This is a genomic window from Dyella sp. ASV21 (genome assembly GCF_016428975.1).
Taxonomy (GTDB): domain Bacteria; phylum Pseudomonadota; class Gammaproteobacteria; order Xanthomonadales; family Rhodanobacteraceae; genus Dyella.
The window spans coordinates 1-20,145 of the sequence record NZ_JAELTT010000039.1; the positions used below are offsets into that span (position 1 = coordinate 1).

Consider the following 20,145-nt stretch of genomic DNA (forward strand, 5'->3'; position numbering starts at 1 on the left):
AGCAGCGACCGCACAGCTCGCATGGCTATAAGCCGCCGGCCACCATCCGGCGAAACTGGTCCCAACCCGATATCATCCCCGCTGAACTCACTGCCTGATTGGACACAAAGTTCGTACGCAGGTCAGTCAGCAAATGCCGGGGCAGCCATTTGTCTACTACGAAAACATCTCCTTCCGTCGAGTTTCATGTTTAATCAATTTGCCTTCGCACATCGATCGCCCCGAGCCCAGGCTCAATGGACTCATAGATCGATATCACTCGCACGCATACGCACAGGTTCTTCTCTTTGACGAACCCACGTTCCCGAATGGGGCAGGCAGCATGCAATTTCTGCCGGAAGACTATCAGGTAAAGGACGGACTGGGCCGATGAGCCATGCTCCCATTGCCCGACTACTGATCGCTGGACTGTGGTCAATGTTGGGTACTAGCCAAGCATTTTCTCAAATAGCAAACACAAGGAATGATGAGGTCACACCCGCTTTAGCGATGGAAAAGCGACGCTATCTAATACCGATGAAGGGGTGTGCCGTTGAGATGGTGGCAAGAAAAGGCGGGCGATCTGGCGTCAATTCCGGGAGCCCTGATGCGGGCTTCTATGTCGACGGCAATTATTATTACCTATCTAATGATAAGGATCAAAAAGAACTGCTTATTGACATTAAATGTGTTAAAGGAAGCGCTTCTGAGTTATGCCCCAAATTGATGCCGCCGGAGCCCGAGGGAAACGTTCGTTATTACAGTATTAAAGTTATTAATGACGTTAACTCAAGATATTTTAATTACGTGGAGATATCGTCATATCCCTTGAATAGTGGCGATCCAGGTCAAGTGCGGCGGGTGTCATTCTGCATGGGAGACGGTTCTCGCACTCTGCTAAGCAGAGAGAGCATCTATGTGGGCTACGATCCTCGGGATGTGAGCGACACCGCAGGTCAGATACTACCTCCTACCTCAGAGGCCGGCTTGCCAGAGGTAATTGAAATCTTGCGTTCGATTCGTTTTGTTTCGCAAATCGAAAGTCCAACGCCAAAGTCATAGATTTTTCGCCAGAGTCCTGGCACACGCCTTCTCGCGACGCCATCACGCCGCGCTGTCGTTCTGAAAGGACTCCAAACAGGCCGGACTGGAGTTGGACCTAGTGTATGTGCACCTTCATTCGGGATAGTTCATTACAAAGTTGCCAACAAAGGAACAGACGCATCGTCGCCTAACGTAAGGCGCGCGTTAACATTGAGCTGAAAAAGTCAGAAGAAACCTGGAGAGGGGTTTTCGTACTATGAGAGCGAATCCTATCGTCGTGTTTCGTGTCTCATAAATCTCCCAGGACACATCAGTAGTGCGAACCATCCTTCGGCGTGGAGTTCGTCGATACGCCGCCTGCAGTCAACACCCCGGCCAAGCCGTAACGATGGCAATTCGAGCGGCGATCCTGACGGAATGGAGCGGTGGGACGTCGGGACGTCAGGAGAAACCCAGAGACTGGTCGGCACCGATGAAGCCACTAAAGAAACAGAAATTCTTATTACGTGCTGCATCGTAAAGATGCACCCACCCCGACTATTTCCAACTGCTGTGCTCTGAAACAAAAAAGGCCGCCCGAAGGCGGCCTCTTTTTCATCGCACAACAAGCATGCTCAGTAGCGGTAGTGATCCGGCTTGTACGGGCCGTCCACGGGCACGCCGATGTAGGCGGCCTGTTCCGGGGTGAGCTTGGTCAGCTTTACGCCGATCTGCTCCAGGTGCAGGCGGGCCACTTCTTCGTCCAGTTTCTTGGGCAGGCGGTAGACCTTCTTGTCGTAGAAGTCCTTGTTGGCCCACAGGTCGAGCTGGGCCAGCGTCTGGTTGGAGAAGCTGTTGGACATGACGAAGCTCGGGTGGCCGTGGGCGCAGCCCAGGTTCACCAGGCGGCCTTCGGCCAGCATGTAGATGCTGCGACCGGTCTGCTCGAAGGTGTAGCGATCCACCTGCGGCTTGATGTTTTCGCGCGTCACGCCCTTGGCGGCGTTGAGGCGATCCATCTGGATCTCGTTGTCGAAGTGGCCGATGTTGCACACCAGGGCATTGTTCTTCATCGCCGCCATGTGCTCGAGCGTGATGATGTCCTTGTTGCCGGTGGTGGTGACGTAGATGTCGCCCAGGCCCAGGGTTTCTTCGATGGTGGTGACCTGGAAACCTTCCATGGCCGCCTGCAGGGCGTTGATGGGGTCGATCTCGGTAACGATCACGCGTGCGCCGAAGCCCTTGAGCGAATGGGCGCAACCCTTGCCCACGTCACCGTAGCCGCACACCACGGCGACCTTGCCGGCCACCATCAGGTCGGTGGCGCGCTTGATGCCGTCGGCCAGCGATTCGCGGCAGCCGTACAGGTTGTCGAACTTGCTCTTGGTGACCGAGTCGTTGACGTTGATGGCCGGCACCAGCAGCTTGCCGGCTTCGGCCAGCTGGTAGAGACGGTGCACGCCGGTGGTGGTTTCTTCCGATACGCCCTTCCACTCGGCGGCGACCTTCTTGAACCAGCCCGGACGCTCGGCGTGCACGCGCTTGATCAGGTCCTTGATGACCTGTTCTTCGTGGTTGCCGCTGGGCGTGTTGACCCAGTTGTCGCCGTCTTCCAGCTCCACGCCCTTGTGGATGAACAAGGTGGCGTCGCCGCCGTCGTCCACGATCAGCTGGGGACCCAGTTCGCCCGGGTGGCTGAGCATGTCCAGCGTGCACTCCCAGTATTCCTCCAGCGACTCGCCCTTCCAGGCGAACACCGGCAGGCCGCCGGCGGCCAGTGCGGCGGCCACGTCGTCCTGGGTGGAGAAGATGTTGCAGGAAGCCCAGCGCACCGAGGCGCCCAGCTCGCGCAGGGTCTCGGCCAGCACGGCGGTTTCCTTGGTGACGTGCAGCGAGCCGGACAGGCGCACGCCCTTGAGCGGCTTGTCCTTGGAGTAGCGGGCGCGGATCTGCATCAGGCCGGGCATTTCCTCTTCGGCCATGCGGATGCGGCGGCGGCCCAGTTCGGCCAGCGAGATATCGCGGACCTTGAAGTCCTGCGTGGCGGTGTCTTTCGTAACTGCGTTCATGGCGTGGCTCCGGGTGTTGCGGTCGTAGAACCGCATCGTTAACCGGGCGCCGTTACAAGAAGATGCCGTCGAGCCTGGCCGTGGCCTTGGACAAACGCACGCGAGACGCGGTGTTGTCCGGGCCGAGCGGTCGCAGCGCCCCTCGATGGACCCTGGAGTATAGCGGCTGAGGCGCGGCGTTTCCGCTTGGGCGCCCCCGCTGGGGCATGACTGATGGAGCTGGTGCCGGCGCCACGGCTGGGCTAGGTTCGTAAATTCCTTCGATAACGGTTCGTGCCCCATGGATTTCAAGCTCCGTCACCTGGCGCTCGTTGCCCTGCTGCTCGTTGCGCCCCCGCTGGCCTTTGCCCAGGACGCACCCGGCGCCGCCAGCAGCGCCGCGCGCGGCTACATCACCCCGCCCGCGCCGCTACAGGCGCTGGTGGATGCGCCGCGACCGCCGGCACTGTCGATCAGCCCGCATCGCGATCTGCTCGCACTCACCCAGATGCCCTCGCTACCCGGCATTGACGTGGTAGCGCAGCCGGAGCTGAAACTGGCGGGCGTGCGCATCCATCCGCGCACGTTTGCGCAAAGCCGCTTCTCCTTCGGCACGGATCTTTGGCTGATCGATGTGGCCAGTGGCAAAGAGATTCGCCTGCAGGGGCTGCCCAGCCCGCTTTCGATCGCCAGCTCCAGCTGGTCGCCGGATCAGCGCTACCTCGCCTTCAATCAAGAGGACGCGGCGCAGGGACGTAACGAGCTATGGGTGGTGGAGATAGCCACCCATACCGCGCGCCGGCTCACCACGCTTCCGCTGAATACGGTGGCCGGACGCGGCTATCGCTGGATGCCGGATGGCAAGCAATTGCTGGTGCAAGTGCAGCCGCAAGGGCAGGGCGCGGCCCCGGTGAGCCGTGGCATTCCCACCGGCCCCAACACCCAGCAGACCCAGGCGGGCGGTGGCGTTAAATCCATCCGCACCTACCCGGATCTGCTGCGCAACGAAGATGACGCGCGCCTGTTCGAGTACTACCTGCGCTCGCAGACGGCGCTGGTCGACCTGGACGGCAAACTCACCCCGCTGGGCGCCCCCGCGCTCACGCTATCGCTTACCCCCTCGCCGGATGGCCGCTACCTGCTGCGCGAGCGCGTGGAGCGACCGTTCTCGTACCTGGTGCCGCTGGACAGCTTCCCGCGCAGCATCGAGGTGCTCGATCGCGAAGGTAACGTCGTGAAGGAGATCGCCAGCCTGCCGTTGGTCGAGGGCCTGCCCACCGGCAACGACGCGGTCACCACCGGCGTACGCGATATCCAGTGGCGCGCCGATGCGCCGGCCACCCTGGTGTGGGCCCAAGCCCAGGATGGCGGCGACCCTGCGCGCCAGAGTGAGGTGCGCGACGAAGTGCGCATGTTGGCCGCGCCGTTCGCGCAGGCACCGGTCACGCTGGCACGGTTGGGCGGCCGTTACGCGGGTGCGCAATGGGGCAATGGCGAGCTGGCGTTGATCGACGAGTTCTGGTGGAAAACGCGCAAGGTGAAGGAATGGCGCGTGGCGCCCGATCATCCGGAACAGGCACCCACGCTGGTGCACGAAGGTTCCTCCGAAGACCGCTATGGCGACCCGGGCAAGCCGGCCACGATGCAGGACGAGCGCGGCCAATCGCGCCTCATGATGGCCGCCGATGGCCAGAGTATCTATCGCCTGGGCGAAGGGGCTTCGCCGGAGGGTGACCGCCCGTTCGTGGACAAGGTGAATCTCGCCAGCGGCCAGAGCACCCGGCTGTTCCGCTCGCAGGCGCCGTACTACGAAGCCCCCCAGGTGCTGCTGGACAACGAAGGCCGCCGCGCGCTCACCTCGCGCGAATCGCCCAGCGAACCCACCAACTTCTATGTACGCGATCTCGCGGCAGCCAGCGCACCGCGGGCGCTCACGCACATCCCGCATCCGCTGCCCCAGCTCAAGGGCGTGCAGAAGGAGCAGATCCGCTACACGCGCAAGGATGGCGTGGAACTCACCGCCACCTTGTACCTGCCGCCGCACTACGACCCCAAGCGGGACGGCCCGCGCCCGATGCTGATGTGGGCCTATCCGGCCGAGTTCAAATCGGCCGATGCGGCCGGCCAGGTCAGCGACTCGCCGTACCGCTTCAACCGCATCAGCTACTGGGGGCCGCAGGCTTTCCTCACCATGGGCTACACGGTGCTGGACAATTTCTCCGTGCCGATCGTGGGCGAGGGCAGCAAGGAACCCAACGACACCTATATCCCGCAGTTGATCGCCAGTGCCGAAGCGGCCGTGGACGAAGTGGTGCGCCGCGGCGTTGCCGACCGCAACCGCATCGCCGTCGGCGGCCATTCCTACGGCGCCTTCATGACCGCCAACCTGCTCGCGCACAGCCGCCTGTTCAAGGCCGGCATCGCGCGCAGCGGCGCCTACAACCGCACGCTCACCCCATTCGGCTTCCAGTCGGAGGAGCGCAATTACTGGCAGGCGCAGGACGTGTACCAGGCAATGTCGCCGTTCAACTACGCCGATCACATCAAGGACGCGTTGTTGATGATCCACGGCGAGCAGGACAACAACCCCGGCACCTTCCCGATTCAGAGCGAACGCTTGTACGCCGCCATCAAGGGCCTGGGCGGCACCGCGCGCCTGGTGATGCTGCCCAACGAGTCGCACGCGTACCGCGCACGCGAGTCGATTCTGCAGATGTTGGCGGAGATGAATCTGTGGTTGGAGCGCTATGTGGGAAAGGCGCAGCCGGAAGCGGCTGACGCGAAGAAGCGAGGGTGACTTTCGCTTTTGATCTGGTGTTATCGCGACCTGGCGCGCTGCGACCGAAGGGAGTCCCGGTGGGAGGGCGGGCTTCCGTCCCCCTGCCGGCGGCCAGGTCGCTTTCTCTTGCGTGCCCCACAGAGAAGTAACCAAAGCGAAGGGCACCCCAGCGTGGCGCTTGCCGAGCTATTCGCTCGGCTAGTCCGTGAGGGGTGGCGACACTGGGGGCCACCATCCGACAGGCGCGTGCCGCCAAGGCGGCACATCGCGATGGGCGGAACCCACAAGCAAAGCATTCGCGATGTCGCATGGCAGGTCGAAAACCAAGTTTGACTTGTACAAGTTGAACCTGGATTTCCGCATAACGCGCACGGACTGCCGTGGATGGGGCGCCGCTGGCCTGCTGCGTGCTCTCCACCCAAAACGTTTGCGGCAGTGCACAAAGCATCTGCGCTTCGGGTAGTCTTGGACGTCCAAACCCGCAACGTGGCATCGATGAACCAGCACCGCAGTCCTGAGTTCGCCCCGCACGACGCGCCCCTGCGCGAAGACGTCCGCCGCCTGGGCGCCCTCGTGGGCCAGATGCTCGCCGAGCAGATTTCCCCGGCATTCCTCGATGAAGTAGAGCGTATCCGCATGGCCGCCATCGAGCGTCGCCAGGAGGATGCGCCGCTGAACGTGCTGTCCGGGCTGCTTACCGGGCTGGACACCACGCAGGCGGAAGCGCTGGCGCGTGCCTTTGCCACCTACTTCCAGGCGGTGAACATCGCCGAACGCATCCACCGCATTCGCCGTCGCCGCGACTACCAGCGCGAGGGCGGCGCGCCGCAGCCGGAATCGTTGCTGGATGCACTGACGCAACTGAAGGCGCAAGGCGTGCAAGCGGGCGAGTTGCTGGAGTGGCTGGAACGGTTGCAAGTGGAACCGGTTTTCACCGCGCACCCCACGGAGGCCGTGCGCCGCTCGTTGCTGGAGAAGGAGCAATCCATCGTGCGCGCGTTGGTCGACAGCTTCGACCCCTCGCGTACGCCGCAAGAGCGCAAGGAGGACGACGACCGCATTTTCATGGCGCTCAACGCGGGCTGGCAGACGGCGGAAGCCTCCACCATCAGCCCCAGCGTGCAGGATGAGCATCATCACGTCGGCTTCTACCTCGCCAACCCCATTTACCGCATCGTGCCGGCGCTGTACGAATCACTCGCCGATGCGCTGCAAGCCGTCTACGGCTTAGCCGTTCCGCTGCCGCGCCTGCTTGGCTTTGCCACCTGGGTGGGTGGCGACATGGATGGCAACCCCAACGTGGGCGCCGCCACCATCGCCAGCAGCCTGGCCACCCAGCGCGCGCACGTGCTTGAGCACTACATGGAAGACATCGCCGGCCTGGCGCGCTTGCTCAGCCAGACCGAAGACCGCGTGGATGTGGATAGCGCGCTGGCCCAGCGCCTGTTCCATTACCGCGTGCGCTTTCCGGAGGCGGCGGCCAAGATACGCCCGCGCCACGCGGACATGCCGTATCGCAGCCTGCTCACCATCGTCGGTGCGCGCCTGGAGGCCACCCACGATGACGATCATCCCGAGGGGTATGCCAGCGTCGCCGACCTGCTCGACGACCTGCACCTGATCGCCGCCAGCCTGGTCGATCATCGCGGCCTGCATGCCGGCGCCTATGCCGTGCAACGGTTGATCTGGCGCGTGCGCACCTTTGGTTTTCATCTGGCGCGCCTGGATGTGCGGCAGGATTCGCGCATGCACGACGATGCGCTGGCGCTGCTGTTGGACGACAGCGAATGGAGCGCCCGCGACGCCACCGCACGGGCACACGCGCTGCGCGACTATGCGGGCGGCAAGCAGGCGTTTGCCGTGAGCGAGGCGGCGGGCGTCGTCGACTTGTACGACGTGTTCGCGACCTTGGGCGATGCGCGCCGCCGATACGGCGCGGAGGCGCTGGGCCTCTATATCATCAGCATGGCGCGTTCCGCCGCGGATGTACTGGCGGTGCTGGCGCTGGCGCGCTATGGCGGGCTGGTGCAGGATGGACACGTGCCGTTGGATATCGCGCCGCTGTTCGAAACCGTGGACGACCTCGCCAACGCGCCGGCGACCTTGCGCGCCTTGTTGGACGACCCGGTGTACCGCGAGCACCTCGCCTCGCGCGGCGGTCGCCAGTGGGTGATGCTGGGTTACTCGGACAGCGGCAAGGATGGCGGCACGCTGGCCTCGCGCTGGGGCTTGCAGCGTGCCCAGGTGGAGCTGCTGGACGTGGCGGCCCAGGCCGGCATTCCCTTGTCGTTCTTCCACGGTCGTGGCGGCTCGGCCAGCCGCGGCGGCGCGCGCATCGCGCCGGCGCTGATGTCTTCGCCGCGCGGTTCGGTGGCCGGCGTGCTGCGTATCACCGAGCAGGGCGAGGTGATCCATCGCAAGTACGGTATTCGCGCGCTCGCCTTGCGCAACCTGGAGCAGACGGTAAGCGCGGTCCTGCGCGCCTCGTTGCGGCCGCGCATCCTGGACCCGCGCGAGGAGGTATGGCGCGAACGCATGGCCCAGCTTTCCGCGCGCAGCCGTCAGCACTACCGTGCATTCGTGGATCGCGAAGGCTTTGTCGACTACTTCCGCGCCGCCACGCCCATCGACGTGATCGAACGCATGACGCTGGGTTCGCGCCCGTCGCGTCGCCGCAGCATGCGCGGCGTGCAGGATCTGCGCGCCATTCCGTGGGTGTTTGCGTGGACGCAGTGCCGCTCGATCCTTCCCGGTTGGTACGGTCTTGGTTCGGCGCTGGAACACGGCGCACGAGCCTTCGGCGAAGCGGCGATGATCGAGATGGCCCGCGACTGGCCGTTCTTCGCCAACCTGATCGACGACGTGTCGATGGTGCTCGCCAAGTGTGACCTCGGTATCGCCGAGGCGTTCTCGCAATTGGCCGGCCCATTGCATACGCCGTTCTTTGGCTTGATTGGCGAGGAATTCGAACGCACGCGCGTGTGGCTGTTGCGCTTGAAGGGGGCTGACAGCCTGCTGCAGAACGCGCCGCGCCTGGCGGTGTCGATCGATCTGCGCAACCCCTATATCGACCCGATGAGCCTGTTGCAGGTGGATCTGCTCAAGCGCTGGCGCGCCGGTGGCGAAGACGACGAGGCCCTGCTCACCGCGCTGGTGGCCTGCGTCAATGGCGTGTCGCAGGGCTTGCAGAATACGGGTTGAGGTCTCTCGGGCACTTGAGTGCGTGCCGCCCGGCCGCATGTCGTTCTCACCAACGACATGGGAGTCGGGATGATCGAGCTATACCAACTACGCTGGTCGCACTATGTGGAGAAGGTGCGCTGGGCGCTGGATTACAAAGGCCTGCCCTGGCGCGCCATCGATATCGTGGCGTATCGAAAGGAGGAAATGCGTCGCTTCGATTGCGCGCAAACCGTACCCCTGATCCACGATAGCGCCACGGGCGTGGCGATCAGCGATTCCTCGCCGATCATCCGCTACCTCGATGAGACCTATCCCGAACGCCCTTTGTTTCCCAGTGATCCATCGGAGCGGGATAGGGTATGGCAATGGATGCTGCGCCTGGATTCCACCCTGGGCCTGTATGCGCGGCGCCTGGGCTATACCCAGTTGATCATGGAGTGCCCGCAGGTATTGTCGCGGCTGTTTATGCCCGAGGTCTGCGGCGGCCTGTTCACGCGACGTGGTTGGCGCAACCTGGCCGCGCCGGTGCTCGGCATGATGCTCACGCGGCGCTTTCGCTTCGACCGCAATCGCCAGGATGGCGTCTACGAACAACTCGAGTCGCTGCTGCTTCCCATCGCCGAGCGACTGAGCAAGTCCGCGTGGCTGGTTGGCGAGCGATGCAGTGCGGCGGATATCACCCTGGCGTCATTGTTGCGACCACTGCGCATCGTGCCGCATTTCAGTCACCATCCACGGCTGCAGGCGCTGTTCGCATGGCAGGCACGGCTCTTTCGCGTACATGGTCGCGAGCCCGCGCTGCTGTATGAAGCATGGATCGATGCGCAGCGCCGCCAGAGCGGGCGCATGCGCGGTCGGGTCAGTTGGCTGGCGGCGTCGGCGCCCGCCTCCGCACTGTCGGACGAGCCCTTGCGGGAAGCCGTGAACGACCTGCATCCGGTCAGCGCACTGACCCTCTTCAAGGCCTTGCCCGGTTATGTGCGGCTGCGCTGGTTCAGCGGCGTGCACACCGTGGCGTATGCGCCGGCCGTCCATGGGGACGTCGCCTAGCGCTGCCTTGATTTGATCGTCATTCCTGCGGAAGCAGCTAGCGCCTTTTCAACAGCCGCAGGGCGGGTCATCCAGCGTCTTTACGCGCAACGGTTGACGGGCACGGCATCCCAGCTTTCGCTGGGATGCCCAGTAACAAGTCGTTACGCCATGCCTTCCCCACGGCTATCTACCCTGGGTTGGCATTTAGCCGTCCAACTCGCTCCAGCGCTGGTAAGCACGCTCAAGCTCGGCTTGCACGCCGGCCAGCGCTTCATTCGCCTTGACGATGCTGTCGCTGTCTTGTTGGTAGAAGGTGGGCTCGTTCATCGCCTCGGTGCGCGCGGCGATGTCCGCTTCCAGTGTTTCGATACGCGCGGGCAGCTGCTCCAGCTCGCGTGCTTCCTTGTAGCTCAGCTTGCGCTTGTTTTCCGCCGGTGCAGGCGTCGCGGCCGGGGTGGCGGCGGGCTTGGTGTCCGTCGCCTTGGCGGGTGTGGCCGAGGAGCTGGGGCGCTGGCGCAGCCAGTCGGTGAAGCCGCCGACGTATTCGCCGATCTGGCCGTCACCTTCCAGCACCAGCGTGCTGGATACGACGTTGTCGAGGAACTCGCGATCGTGGGATACCAGCAGCAAGGTGCCCTGGTATTCGGTGAGCAACTCTTCGAGCAGCTCGAGCGTTTCCACGTCCAGGTCGTTGGTGGGTTCGTCCATCACCAGCACGTTGGAGGGCTGCGCGAACAGCTTGGCCAGCAGCAGGCGGTTGCGTTCGCCGCCCGACAGGCGGGTGATCGGCGCGCGTGCGCGTTCGGGGGAGAACAGGAAGTCCTGCAGGTAGCCGATGATGTGCTTGCGCGAGCCGTTGAGCTCGATGTACTCGCGGCCTTCGGCCACATTGTCCAGCGCGTTGAGCTTGTCGTTGAGCTGCACGCGATGCTGGTCGAAGTAGGCGATCTGGATGCCGGTGCCCAGTGTGGCGTGGCCGCGCTCGGGCTTGAGGTCGCCCAGCATGATCTTGAGTAGGGTGCTTTTGCCGGCGCCGTTGGGGCCGATGATGCCCACGCGGTCGCCGCGCATGATGGTGGTGCTCAGGTTGCCGATCAGCACGCGGCCGTTGTAGGCCTGGTGCACGTGCTCCAGGTCGATCACCTTCTTGCCCGATGCTTGCGCGCTGGCGAGCGTCATCTTGACGTTGCCGGACAACTCACGGCGTTCGGCGCGTTCCACGCGTAGTGCCTTCAATGCGCGCACGCGGCCTTCGTTGCGGGTGCGGCGCGCCTTGATGCCCTGGCGAATCCACACTTCTTCCTGTGCCAGCTTTTTGTCGAACAGGGCGTTGGCCTGTGCTTCGGCGTGCAGACGCTCTTCGCGGCGGCGCAGATAGTTGTCGTAGTCGCCGGGCCAGTCGGTGAGCTGGCCGCGATCGATCTCCACGATGCGTGTGGCGAGTGCGCGGAGGAAACTGCGATCGTGGGTGATGAAGATGATGCTGCCGTCGAACTGGCGCAGGAACGATTCCAGCCAGGCGATAGCTTCGATGTCGAGATGGTTGGTCGGCTCGTCCAGCAGCAGCACGTCGGGCTTGCGCACCAGCGCCTGGGCCAATAGCACGCGGCGCTTCATGCCGCCCGAAAGGGCGGCGAAGTCGATGTCGGCGGGGAGTTCGAGGCGGGTCAGCACGTCGTTGACGCGGCGGTCGAGGTCCCAGCCGTGGCGTGCCTCGATTTCGGCCTGCACATCGCCCAGGGCATCGAAATCACCTTCGGCCAGCAGGTGGTGATAGCGCGCCAGCAACTGGCCCAGGTCGCCCAGGCCTTCGGCCACCACGTCGAACACGCTGCCGGCGGTGTCTTGCGGCACCTCCTGCGCCATGCGGGCCACCACCACGCCGTTCTGGACGCGGATTTCGCCATCGTCCGGCTTTAGCTCGCCGGCAATCAGCTTCATCAGGGTGGATTTGCCTTCGCCGTTGCGACCGACAATACAGACACGCTCGTTCGCCTCGATGGAGAGGTCGACATGTTCGAGCAGGAGGGGGCCGCCGATGCTGAAATCGACGCGATGCAGTTGGATCAGGGACATTTCTCTATTGTAGCGAGCCGCCCCGCTTCTACACGCGACTCCAGGCAAATTCGGTGCCGGGATGGGCGCTTACATGACAAAAAGCCTTTCCCTTCATGACTTTTGCGGGCAAACTTGGTCGCGTCGTAGACAAAACCTTCACGGCGGAGTCCACGACGATACGGCGCCTCGGGCGCCGTTGCTATTTTATCGTCCGTAGAAACATGGACTTATCCAGGTAAATTCAAGTATTGTCTATGCCGTGGTGAGCACGCTGCTCGTCCAGGTCGTGCAGCGCGATGAAGCGGCGGGCCAGAAGTGAGGATTCGGGGTGGCTATCAAGTCCAAGACGCCGGGCAAAGGGGCAAGCTGGCTGCGTAGCCTGCTGGCATCGCTGATGCTTACGGGCGCGGCCTGCGCCATGAACGTGGCTCATGCTGGCTATGCGGCCATCGTGATCAACGAGGCCGACGGCCAGGTCATTACGGCCGTGAACGTCGACGATCCGAATCATCCGGCCTCGCTGGCCAAGATGATGACGCTTTACCTCACCTTCCAGGCACTGGAGAGCGGCAAGCTCAAGCTCGATCAGGAACTGCCCGTGTCCGCCTGGGCCGCCTCGCGCGCGCCCACCAAGCTCGACCTGCGCAAGGGCCAGACCGTTTCGGTGGAAGATTGCGTGCTCGGCATGATCACCAAATCGGCCAACGATGCCGCCACCGTGGTTGCCGAAAGCCTGGGTGAGAACGAAGGCCATTTCGTCGAGCTGATGAACGCGCAGGCGCTCAAGCTGGGCATGAAGAACACCCATTTCGCCAACGCCTCGGGCCTCCCTGATCCGAACGACACCACCACCGCGCGCGACATGAGCAAGCTCGCGATGGCGCTGTACCACGATTACCCGCAGTACTCGCATTACTTCTCCACCAAGCAGTTCATGTTCCGTGGACGCCTGGTTCGCGGGCACAACAATCTGATGGACAAGTACCCGGGCATGGACGGTCTGAAGACCGGCTTCACCAATGCCTCGGGCTTCAACCTGGCCTCCACCGCCGTGCGCGATGGCCAGCGTCTCTTCAGCGTGGTGATGGGTGGTCACACCGCCGGCACGCGCGATCGCCTGATGGCCCGCCTGCTGGACGACGGCTTCGAGGATCGCGAAACCCCGGCCATGCTGGTGGCCCAGGCGGGTGGCGCGTCCACCAAGCCGGGCGCGGCGTCCAAGATCCTGCATGCGCTGTCGCCGATCAGCACCGCCGAGGCGGAGACGGCCCCGGTGTCGCGTCGCCATCATCGTCGCGGGCAGGTTGGTGCCGTGGCCAGCGCTGGCTGCACCCCGCGCAAGGGCAGCAAGTGCCCGGCCAGCGCGGCGCCCAAGCGCAGCACCACCAAGGCCGCTGCCAGCCCCACCAAAACGGCCAGTGCCACCAAGACAGGCGGCGCCACCAAGACCGCTGGTGCTGCCAAATCGGGCGCTGCTACCAAGACGGCCAGCACGGCCAAAGCGGCCAGTGGCACCAAGAAGGGTGGCACCACCAAGGTGGCGAGCAGCACCAAGGTGACCCACAGCGCCACCCCCAAGCAGCCCTAAGCGGGCCTGCCTATACTGTCCCCCTGCGCCACAGGGGGACGCATGAACGAGCCGCCCAAGGACCGCTACGTGCAGGCCAAGCGCATCGCGCTGGCCGCGGTGGAGCTTTCGCCGTCGGCGCGCGAGGCTTTCATCGCCGCGCAGACGGATGGCGATGAAGCCCTGCTCGGCGAAGTGCAGTGGATGGTCGCGGCGATGGAAAGCAGCCGCACCGCCGACTTGCCCTTGATGACCCTGCCGGCGGTCGACCTGAGCGGTCACGACGCACAGGCCACCTCTGCCCGCCATTACCGCATCCTGCGCCGCCTGGGCGAAGGCGGCATGGGCGTGGTCTATCTGGCCGAGCGTCATGACGGTGACGTCGAGCAGCTCGTCGCGCTGAAAATGCTGGGCGCCGCCGCCCTGGCTTCGCCCTTGTTGCTGGAGCGCTTCACGCGTGAGCGCCAGATGCTGGCGCGCTTGCAGCACCCGCGTATTGCGCGCTTGCTCGATGGTGGCGCACTCGCCGATTGGGGGCCGTTCATCGCCATGGAGTACGTCGATGGCGAGCGCATCGATGCGTGGTGTGGGCGGCATCGCCTGGGGCTGCGCGAGCGCCTGGCGTTGTTTCTGAAGGTGTGCTCGCCGGTGGCATACGCACACCGGCATCTGGTGATTCATCGCGACATCAAGCCCGCCAACATCCTGGTCAGCGCGGATGGCGAGCCCAAGCTGTTGGATTTCGGCATCGCCCAGGCCTTGGAACTTGGCGAGGGCACGGCGGCTAATGATCGCCTCTATCTCACCCCGCGCTATGCCAGCCCCGAACAAATACGCGGCGAATGGCCCACGGTGGCTTCGGACGTGTATGCGCTTGGCCTGTTGCTGTACGCGCTGATCGTGGATCGGCCGCCGCCGCACGGCGAGGGTGTGCAGGCCGGCCCCTTGCCGCTGCAGCCCAGTCGCGACGCCGCGCGGGAACTGCCGTGGCGCCGCCAGCTGGCCGGTGACCTGGATGCCATCTTCGCGCGAGCCTGTGCCTACGACCCGGCCGAGCGCTATGCCTCGGTGGCGGCGCTGGCCGATGACATCGAGCGCCGGTGCGCGCATCGACCGGTGCAGGCGCGCGGGCGAGGCTGGGGCTACGTGGCCGCACGCTTGCTGCGTCGCCGCTGGCCTGCGTTTGCCGTGGGTGCGCTGGTGCTCGCCATGGCGGCCGGCTTTACCTGGCGTCTGTGGCATGCCGAGCGCGAAGCACTGGCGCAGGCGGCGGAGACCGAGCGTGTGGCCAGTTTTCTGGTCTCCGTGTTCGGTGCCTCCGACGCCAACCTCAACAAGCAATTGCGTCATGACCTGACCGCACGCGAGGTACTGGACACGGGTGCCGCGCGCATACGCAGCGAGCTCGGTGACGATCCGCGCGTGCGCGCGCGTTTGCTGGAAGCGCTGGGCAACGCTTATCGCCATATGGGTGCCGACGATGTGGCGGCGCCCATGCTGCGCGAAGCCGCCACGCTCGATCTAAGCCCCGCGGTGGATCAGCCCCTGGCGGCGGCGCGATGCCTGGAGGCGCTGGCCAACACGCTCGCCAACGGCGGCTTCTCCGCCAAGGAGGCCGAGCAGGCGGCGCGCCAGACCCTTGCCATTCGGCAGCGCGTGGCGCCGGATGAGGGCGAGTCCATCGCCAACGCCTGGATGGTGTTGTCGCTGGCGTTGGACGCCGGCGGCAACTACCGCGATGCGCGTGCCGCCGCGCAAACCACCTACGACATGCTCGCCAAGCTGCACGCACCGCCGCAGCGCATGGCCGTGGCACTCAACAACCTGGGCCTCATCATCTCGCACGGTGGCGATGCCGCCGAGGCCGTGGGTTTCTATGAGCGCGCGCTGGCGCTGGACAAGGAAGATGGTGACCTGCACACCGCGGGGCACTTGGTGCGCCTGGGCAACTACGCGCACGCCGTGGAGCGCAATGGCGACCTGCCGCGCGCGATCGGCCTGGGCCAGCAAGCACTGGCACTCAACGATCAACTGTTCGGTGCGGGCGCCGGCTACGCCATCCACTACGAAACCGAACTCACGCGCATGCTCAATGGGGCGGGGCGTTACGACGAAGCCCAGCACTACCTGGCGCTTGCGCTTGCCACCCAGCGCAAGCAGACCGGCGAGGACAGCCCCGAGTACGCCAGCATCCTGTTCCAGGTGGGCAATCTGCGTAGTGCCTTGGGCGATACCGAGGGCGCGCTGCGCGCCATGCGCGACGTGCTGGCCTACCGCGGCCGCATCCTGCAACCGGACGACCTGCGCGTGGCGCGCGCGCAGGAGGTTACCGCCACCGTGTTGATCGACGCCGGCCGCGCCGATGACGAAGCGGCCGCGTTGCTGGACAAAGCCGAGGCGTCCTATCGTCAGCACGACGCCCAGCCTGATCTTGCCTACGCCCGCGTGGCGCGTGCGCGCTGGCGTTACCAGCATGGCGACCGTAGCGGTGCGCTCGCTTTGCTCGATCAGGTCGACGCACCCGGGGCCACGGCCGAGTACTGGCCGCGTGCCCACGCTGCTGCCTTGCGTGCCGCTATCGCCCACGATGGCGGTGATATCGCCACCGCGCTGGGCAAGGACGAGCTGGCATGGCAGATACTCAAGGACCGCCTGGGCGCCGCGCATCCGCAAACGGCACGGTATGCCTTGCTGTGGTCGCATGACCTGCGCGAAGCCGGCAAGCTCGCGCAAGCCCAGGCCCTGGAACGGGATGCGCAGCCGGTATTCGAGCGCACGTTTCCCGCCGATTCCGTGTGGCGTACGGAGTTGGCGAAGCGCTGAGCGAGACTATTCGCTGCGTGCTGGCGCTTTGCGTGGGCGCTTGCGCGGGTTGGCGGGCTGGGGGGCATCGGTGGCGGGCGCGCCGGCGCTGCTCATCTGCTCCAGCCACGCCAGGTCGTCCACGTAGGCCAGGAAGTGGTGCAGGTATTCGGGCGACAGTTCGCTCATCAAGGCCATCGAACGATGCACGAGCGCGCTGGAGTTGAGCGGCCCCGTCGTTTCCGGCACCTGCTTCAACGAATCGCGCACCTGCTTGGCCCGACGCAGGCGGGACCATTGCTCGCGAAAATGATCCAGCGTCAGTATCGCGGGGTAGGCGGCGCGGCGCGCGGCGTGGGCCGCATCGAACGGTGTGGCGAGTGCGTCGAGCAGCTCACGCATGGGGCTGCGTGCGGCCGACGGGCGCTTGTCTGCCGGGGTGGATGCTTTCGCCACGCGCTCGGCGTAGGCCGCCAACAGGCTTGCGAGCCTGGCTTGCAGCACCTCGTGCGCCGCGCCACCGAGTGCGGCGGTGCGCCGTTCCAGCGCGTCGATCAGGTGGAAGCCGAGCGGATCCAAGCGATCGGCGCCTTGTTCGCGCCACGCCTCAATCTGCGTGCGGGCGGTGCTGCCGGCATTACTCATGCGCGGGTGCGGCCTCGGCGGTGGGCCTGGGCATGGGGGCGATTTCCACGCGGCGGTTCTTGGCGCGGCCTTCGTCGCTGTCGTTGGCGCTCACCGGTTGTTCCGCGCCGAACGCGGCGGCGAACACGGACGAGGCCGGTACGCCTTCCGCGATCAAGGCGCGCGTCACCGTGAGCGCGCGCTCGGCCGAGAGCTCCCAGTTGTCGGCGAAGTGACGGTTGCCATCGCGCACTTGCTGGTCGTCGGTGAAGCCGCTGACCATCAGGATCTCGTCGCGGGACTTGAGGTACTCGGTGAGCGGGCCGGCGAGGCTCTGGAGCAGTTCGCGGCCTTCCGGTTGCAACTGGTCGGAGTTGAGCGCGAACAGCACGCTGCCGCGAATGCCGATGCGGCCATTCACCAGCGTGACGCGGCCCGCCGCCAGCGGCACGGCCAGCGCCTGCTCCAGGCTCATGCGGCGCTGCGCTTCGGCCTGGTGCTGCTTCACTTCTTCATCCAGTCGGCTGGTGAGCTGCAATTGCACGGCGATCACGCCGACCAGAATCAGCACGAACGCACCCAGCAGCACCGACATCAAGTCGCCAAAGGCGGCCCAGATGGGTGCGTTTGACTCGCCCTCGAGCTCGATCTCCTCGTTCATGCCGTTTCGGCCTCGGCGGCGCGCTGGCTGGCGAGTTGTTGCAAGTCGTCCATGATCTGCTTCTGCGAGAGCACGCTCAGGTCGATCACCTCGCGTGCCTGCGCCACGTAGTAGGCCAACTGTTCATCGCTGCGGCTGAGGGATTTGTCCAGCGCCCCGGCAATCTGCTCCAGGCGTTCCATCAGCGCTTCGTTGCTCTGGCCGAAGGCCTGCACGGCGGCACCGAAGGCTTCGCCCAGGCTCGCTACTTCCACTGCGCTGCCGGTGAGCTGCGCGGCAGCGGCGTCGAGCTTGCCGGTCTGCGCCTCGATATGGTCGCTGAAGCGCGTGCCCACGCGTTCCAGCAGGTCGGCCGAAGTGGCCACCAGTGCATCGACCGCCGTGCGCTGTTCGGTGGATGCGTGGTTGACGGCATCCAGCAGCGTTTCCAGCGTGGCAAGCAGGCGGCTGCGTTCCTCCAGCATGGCGGTGTCGCGCACCATGCTGTCGGATAGCTTCTGGCGCAGCTCGCCCACCACTTCGGCGGCTACTTTGGGCGCTTCGGAAGCGGCCTGCACCAGATGCGCGATTTCCGCGATGGTGGCGCTGGCCTGGGCCTGCGTCTGCGCGGCGATGGTGCTGGCGGTTTGCTCCAGGGTGTCGCAGATGGCTTGCTGACGGGCGGCCGCGTGTTCGCTGGCCTGTTCCCACTGCCGGCCCAGCGAGGCGGTGAGGGTTTGGAAGGTGTCGGACCATAGCGCGAGACGCTGCTGGTCGCGCGACTCCAGGGCGGCCTGCTGGTCGGCGTGCGATTGACGCAGTTCGCCGACTACCTCAGCGGCCAGGCGCGGCGCCTCCGCGGCGGCCTGTGCGAGCTGGGCGATCTCGGCGATGGTGTCGCGCGCATGCGCCTGGGCTTGCGCGGCGATGCTGTCGGCGGTTTGCGCCAAGGTGTCGCAGATGGCCTGCTGACGCTGCGTGGTGTGTTCGCCGGCCTGCTTCCACTCGGCGCTCAGCGCCTGGGTGAGTTGGCCGAAGGTCTCGCTCCACTGGTGCAGGCGCGCCTGATCGCCCGACGCCAAGGCGGCTTGCAGTTGTTCCTGCGATTGCTGCAACTGGGCGATCAAGCCGCTGGCCTGCTGCTCGAAGGCGGCCGCGGCCTGCGACAGCGCTTGCTGGTGGTGCGCCGCCAGCGCCTGATGCGCGGATTCCTGGCGGGCGATGGTTTCCTGCCAGGCCTCGGCGGTGCGTGCGGTGCTGGCGTCCAGGCGGCCGGCCACCTGATCGATCATGCTGGCCGAGCGCTGCTCGAAGGTGGTGGTGAAATGGGCCAGTGCCTCGCGCAGCGCGTGTGCCTGGGCGTCGTTGGCCTCGCGCTGATGGGCGACGGCGCCGCTCCAATGCTCGCCCACGGCGTGGGTAGTGGCCTGGAAACCGCGTGTGAGCTGCTCAAGCTGTTGCTGCACGGCATGCGCCACCGTCTCGCGTAGCGCAGATGTTTCGCGCGCAAGCCCCGCCAGGGTAGCTTCGGCGATGGGTTGCAGCGTAGCGCTGGCGGCGCGCGCGCTTTCGGCCACGCTCCCTTTCAGCGACGCTTCCACCGAAGCGGCCAGGCGCGTGTGCATGGCTTCGGTGCGTGTGTGGAAGGCTTCCTGCTGCGTCAGCTGGCGTTCGTTGGTGCGGATGCTCTGCTGTTCGATGGTCGCCATCATAGTGTTCAGGCGCTCAACCAGCGTGGGCATCCACTCGGTCTGCTGTTGCAGCAGTTTGAATGCTTCCTCGCGCTGGTGCGCCTGGGAATAGATGCGCAGGGTGCTGGCGATCTTGCTGTCCAACTGCTGCACGGCCTGCTGGCGCTCACGGCGGCAAAGGGCGGAAAGCAGGCCCAGCATGGCCGAGGTGGCGACGCCCGCGATGGAGGTGCCGAACGCAAAGCCCAGGCCTTTCACCGGCGCGGCGAGCGAGCTGCGCATGGCTTGCAGATCGGTGGCGCTTTCCAGGGCGATGCCGGTGCCGCGCAAGGTGGCCATCATGCCGAGCAGAGTGCCAAGCATGCCCAGCAGCACCAGCAGGCCCACCAGATATGGCGTAAGTGCGGGTGCCGGCATCGCTACGCGCGCGCCTTCCACGCGCTGGCGCACGGCATGGCGCAGGCTCGGATGCAGGCGATCGAGCCAGCTGCCCAGGTCGGTCGGTGCGGTGTCCAGTCCGTGGATGGCACCGCTCAAGGTGGCCGTGGCCTGTCGGTAGCGGAGCAGCTCCAGCGCACCGGCCAGGTAGCCCGCGCCGATCAGGGCGGCGACGGCCACGCCCAGGGGATTGGTGGTCACATAGCCCGCGCCGATCCAGCACACCGCGGCGAGGCCCACGACGAATACAACGAGATTGAGCAGATTTCGCAACATGATTT

11 protein-coding genes and 1 riboswitch are annotated in these 20,145 nt (G+C 65.2%); of the genes, 6 read left to right on the forward strand and 5 right to left on the reverse strand.

From position 1 onward, the window contains the following. Window positions 1-369: 369 nt before the first annotated feature. Window positions 370-1,041, forward strand: coding sequence for a hypothetical protein (locus JHD67_RS13625; RefSeq protein WP_199099807.1), 672 nt, complete (start codon window positions 370-372; stop codon window positions 1,039-1,041). Window positions 1,042-1,637: 596 nt separating this feature from the next. Here the strand turns inward: JHD67_RS13625 and ahcY are convergent. After that, window positions 1,638-3,071 (reverse strand): adenosylhomocysteinase, encoded by a 1,434-nt coding sequence (gene ahcY, locus JHD67_RS13630; RefSeq protein WP_199099808.1) that lies wholly within the window; start codon window positions 3,069-3,071, stop codon window positions 1,638-1,640. Between the two features lie 37 nt (window positions 3,072-3,108). After that, a riboswitch (S-adenosyl-L-homocysteine riboswitch) is annotated at window positions 3,109-3,221 on the reverse strand. 130 nt (window positions 3,222-3,351) lie between these two features. Here ahcY and JHD67_RS13635 point away from each other — a divergent pair. The 3 genes from JHD67_RS13635 to JHD67_RS13645 all read left to right on the forward strand — a co-directional run bounded on the left by JHD67_RS13635 (window position 3,352) and on the right by JHD67_RS13645 (window position 10,062). Further along, window positions 3,352-5,847, forward strand: a complete 2,496-nt coding sequence (locus JHD67_RS13635) for a prolyl oligopeptidase family serine peptidase (RefSeq protein WP_199099809.1) — start codon at window positions 3,352-3,354, stop codon at window positions 5,845-5,847. A 477-nt stretch (window positions 5,848-6,324) separates the two neighbouring features. Next, window positions 6,325-9,030 (forward strand): phosphoenolpyruvate carboxylase, encoded by a 2,706-nt coding sequence (gene ppc / locus JHD67_RS13640; RefSeq protein ID WP_199099810.1) that lies wholly within the window; start codon window positions 6,325-6,327, stop codon window positions 9,028-9,030. A 69-nt stretch (window positions 9,031-9,099) separates the two neighbouring features. After that, window positions 9,100-10,062 (forward strand): glutathione S-transferase family protein, encoded by a 963-nt coding sequence (locus tag JHD67_RS13645; RefSeq protein ID WP_199099811.1) that lies wholly within the window; start codon window positions 9,100-9,102, stop codon window positions 10,060-10,062. Window positions 10,063-10,248: 186 nt separating this feature from the next. Here the strand turns inward: JHD67_RS13645 and JHD67_RS13650 are convergent, their stop codons facing one another. Next, window positions 10,249-12,120: an ATP-binding cassette domain-containing protein gene (locus JHD67_RS13650; RefSeq protein WP_199099812.1), complete on the reverse strand. Its 1,872-nt coding sequence runs from the start codon at window positions 12,118-12,120 to the stop codon at window positions 10,249-10,251. A 310-nt stretch (window positions 12,121-12,430) separates the two neighbouring features. On the opposite strand from JHD67_RS13650, the gene JHD67_RS13655 reads away from it, so the two are divergent. Next, a complete protein-coding gene (locus tag JHD67_RS13655; RefSeq protein ID WP_343214365.1) occupies window positions 12,431-13,690 on the forward strand; it encodes a serine hydrolase in 1,260 nt (419 codons plus the stop codon). A 42-nt stretch (window positions 13,691-13,732) separates the two neighbouring features. Next, complete coding sequence (locus tag JHD67_RS13660; protein WP_199099813.1) at window positions 13,733-16,492, forward strand: serine/threonine-protein kinase; 2,760 nt, start codon at window positions 13,733-13,735, stop codon at window positions 16,490-16,492. A 6-nt stretch (window positions 16,493-16,498) separates the two neighbouring features. Here JHD67_RS13660 and JHD67_RS13665 read toward each other — a convergent pair whose 3' ends face one another. From JHD67_RS13665 to JHD67_RS13675, 3 genes are read right to left on the reverse strand one after another with little or no spacing between them, the layout of a single operon-like run. Further along, window positions 16,499-17,116 carry a DUF2894 domain-containing protein gene (locus tag JHD67_RS13665; RefSeq protein WP_199099814.1) on the reverse strand — a complete coding sequence of 206 codons (618 nt, stop codon included), beginning with the start codon at window positions 17,114-17,116 and terminating at the stop codon, window positions 16,499-16,501. Continuing rightward, entirely contained in the window at window positions 17,109-17,756 is a 648-nt protein-coding gene (locus JHD67_RS13670; protein ID WP_199099815.1) for an OmpA family protein, read from the reverse strand. The genes JHD67_RS13665 and JHD67_RS13670 overlap by 8 nt, the downstream gene beginning before the upstream one ends. Beyond that, entirely contained in the window at window positions 17,753-20,140 is a 2,388-nt protein-coding gene (locus JHD67_RS13675; RefSeq protein ID WP_199099816.1) for a DUF802 domain-containing protein, read from the reverse strand. The genes JHD67_RS13670 and JHD67_RS13675 overlap by 4 nt, the downstream gene beginning before the upstream one ends. Between the last annotated feature and the right edge of the window lie 5 nt (window positions 20,141-20,145).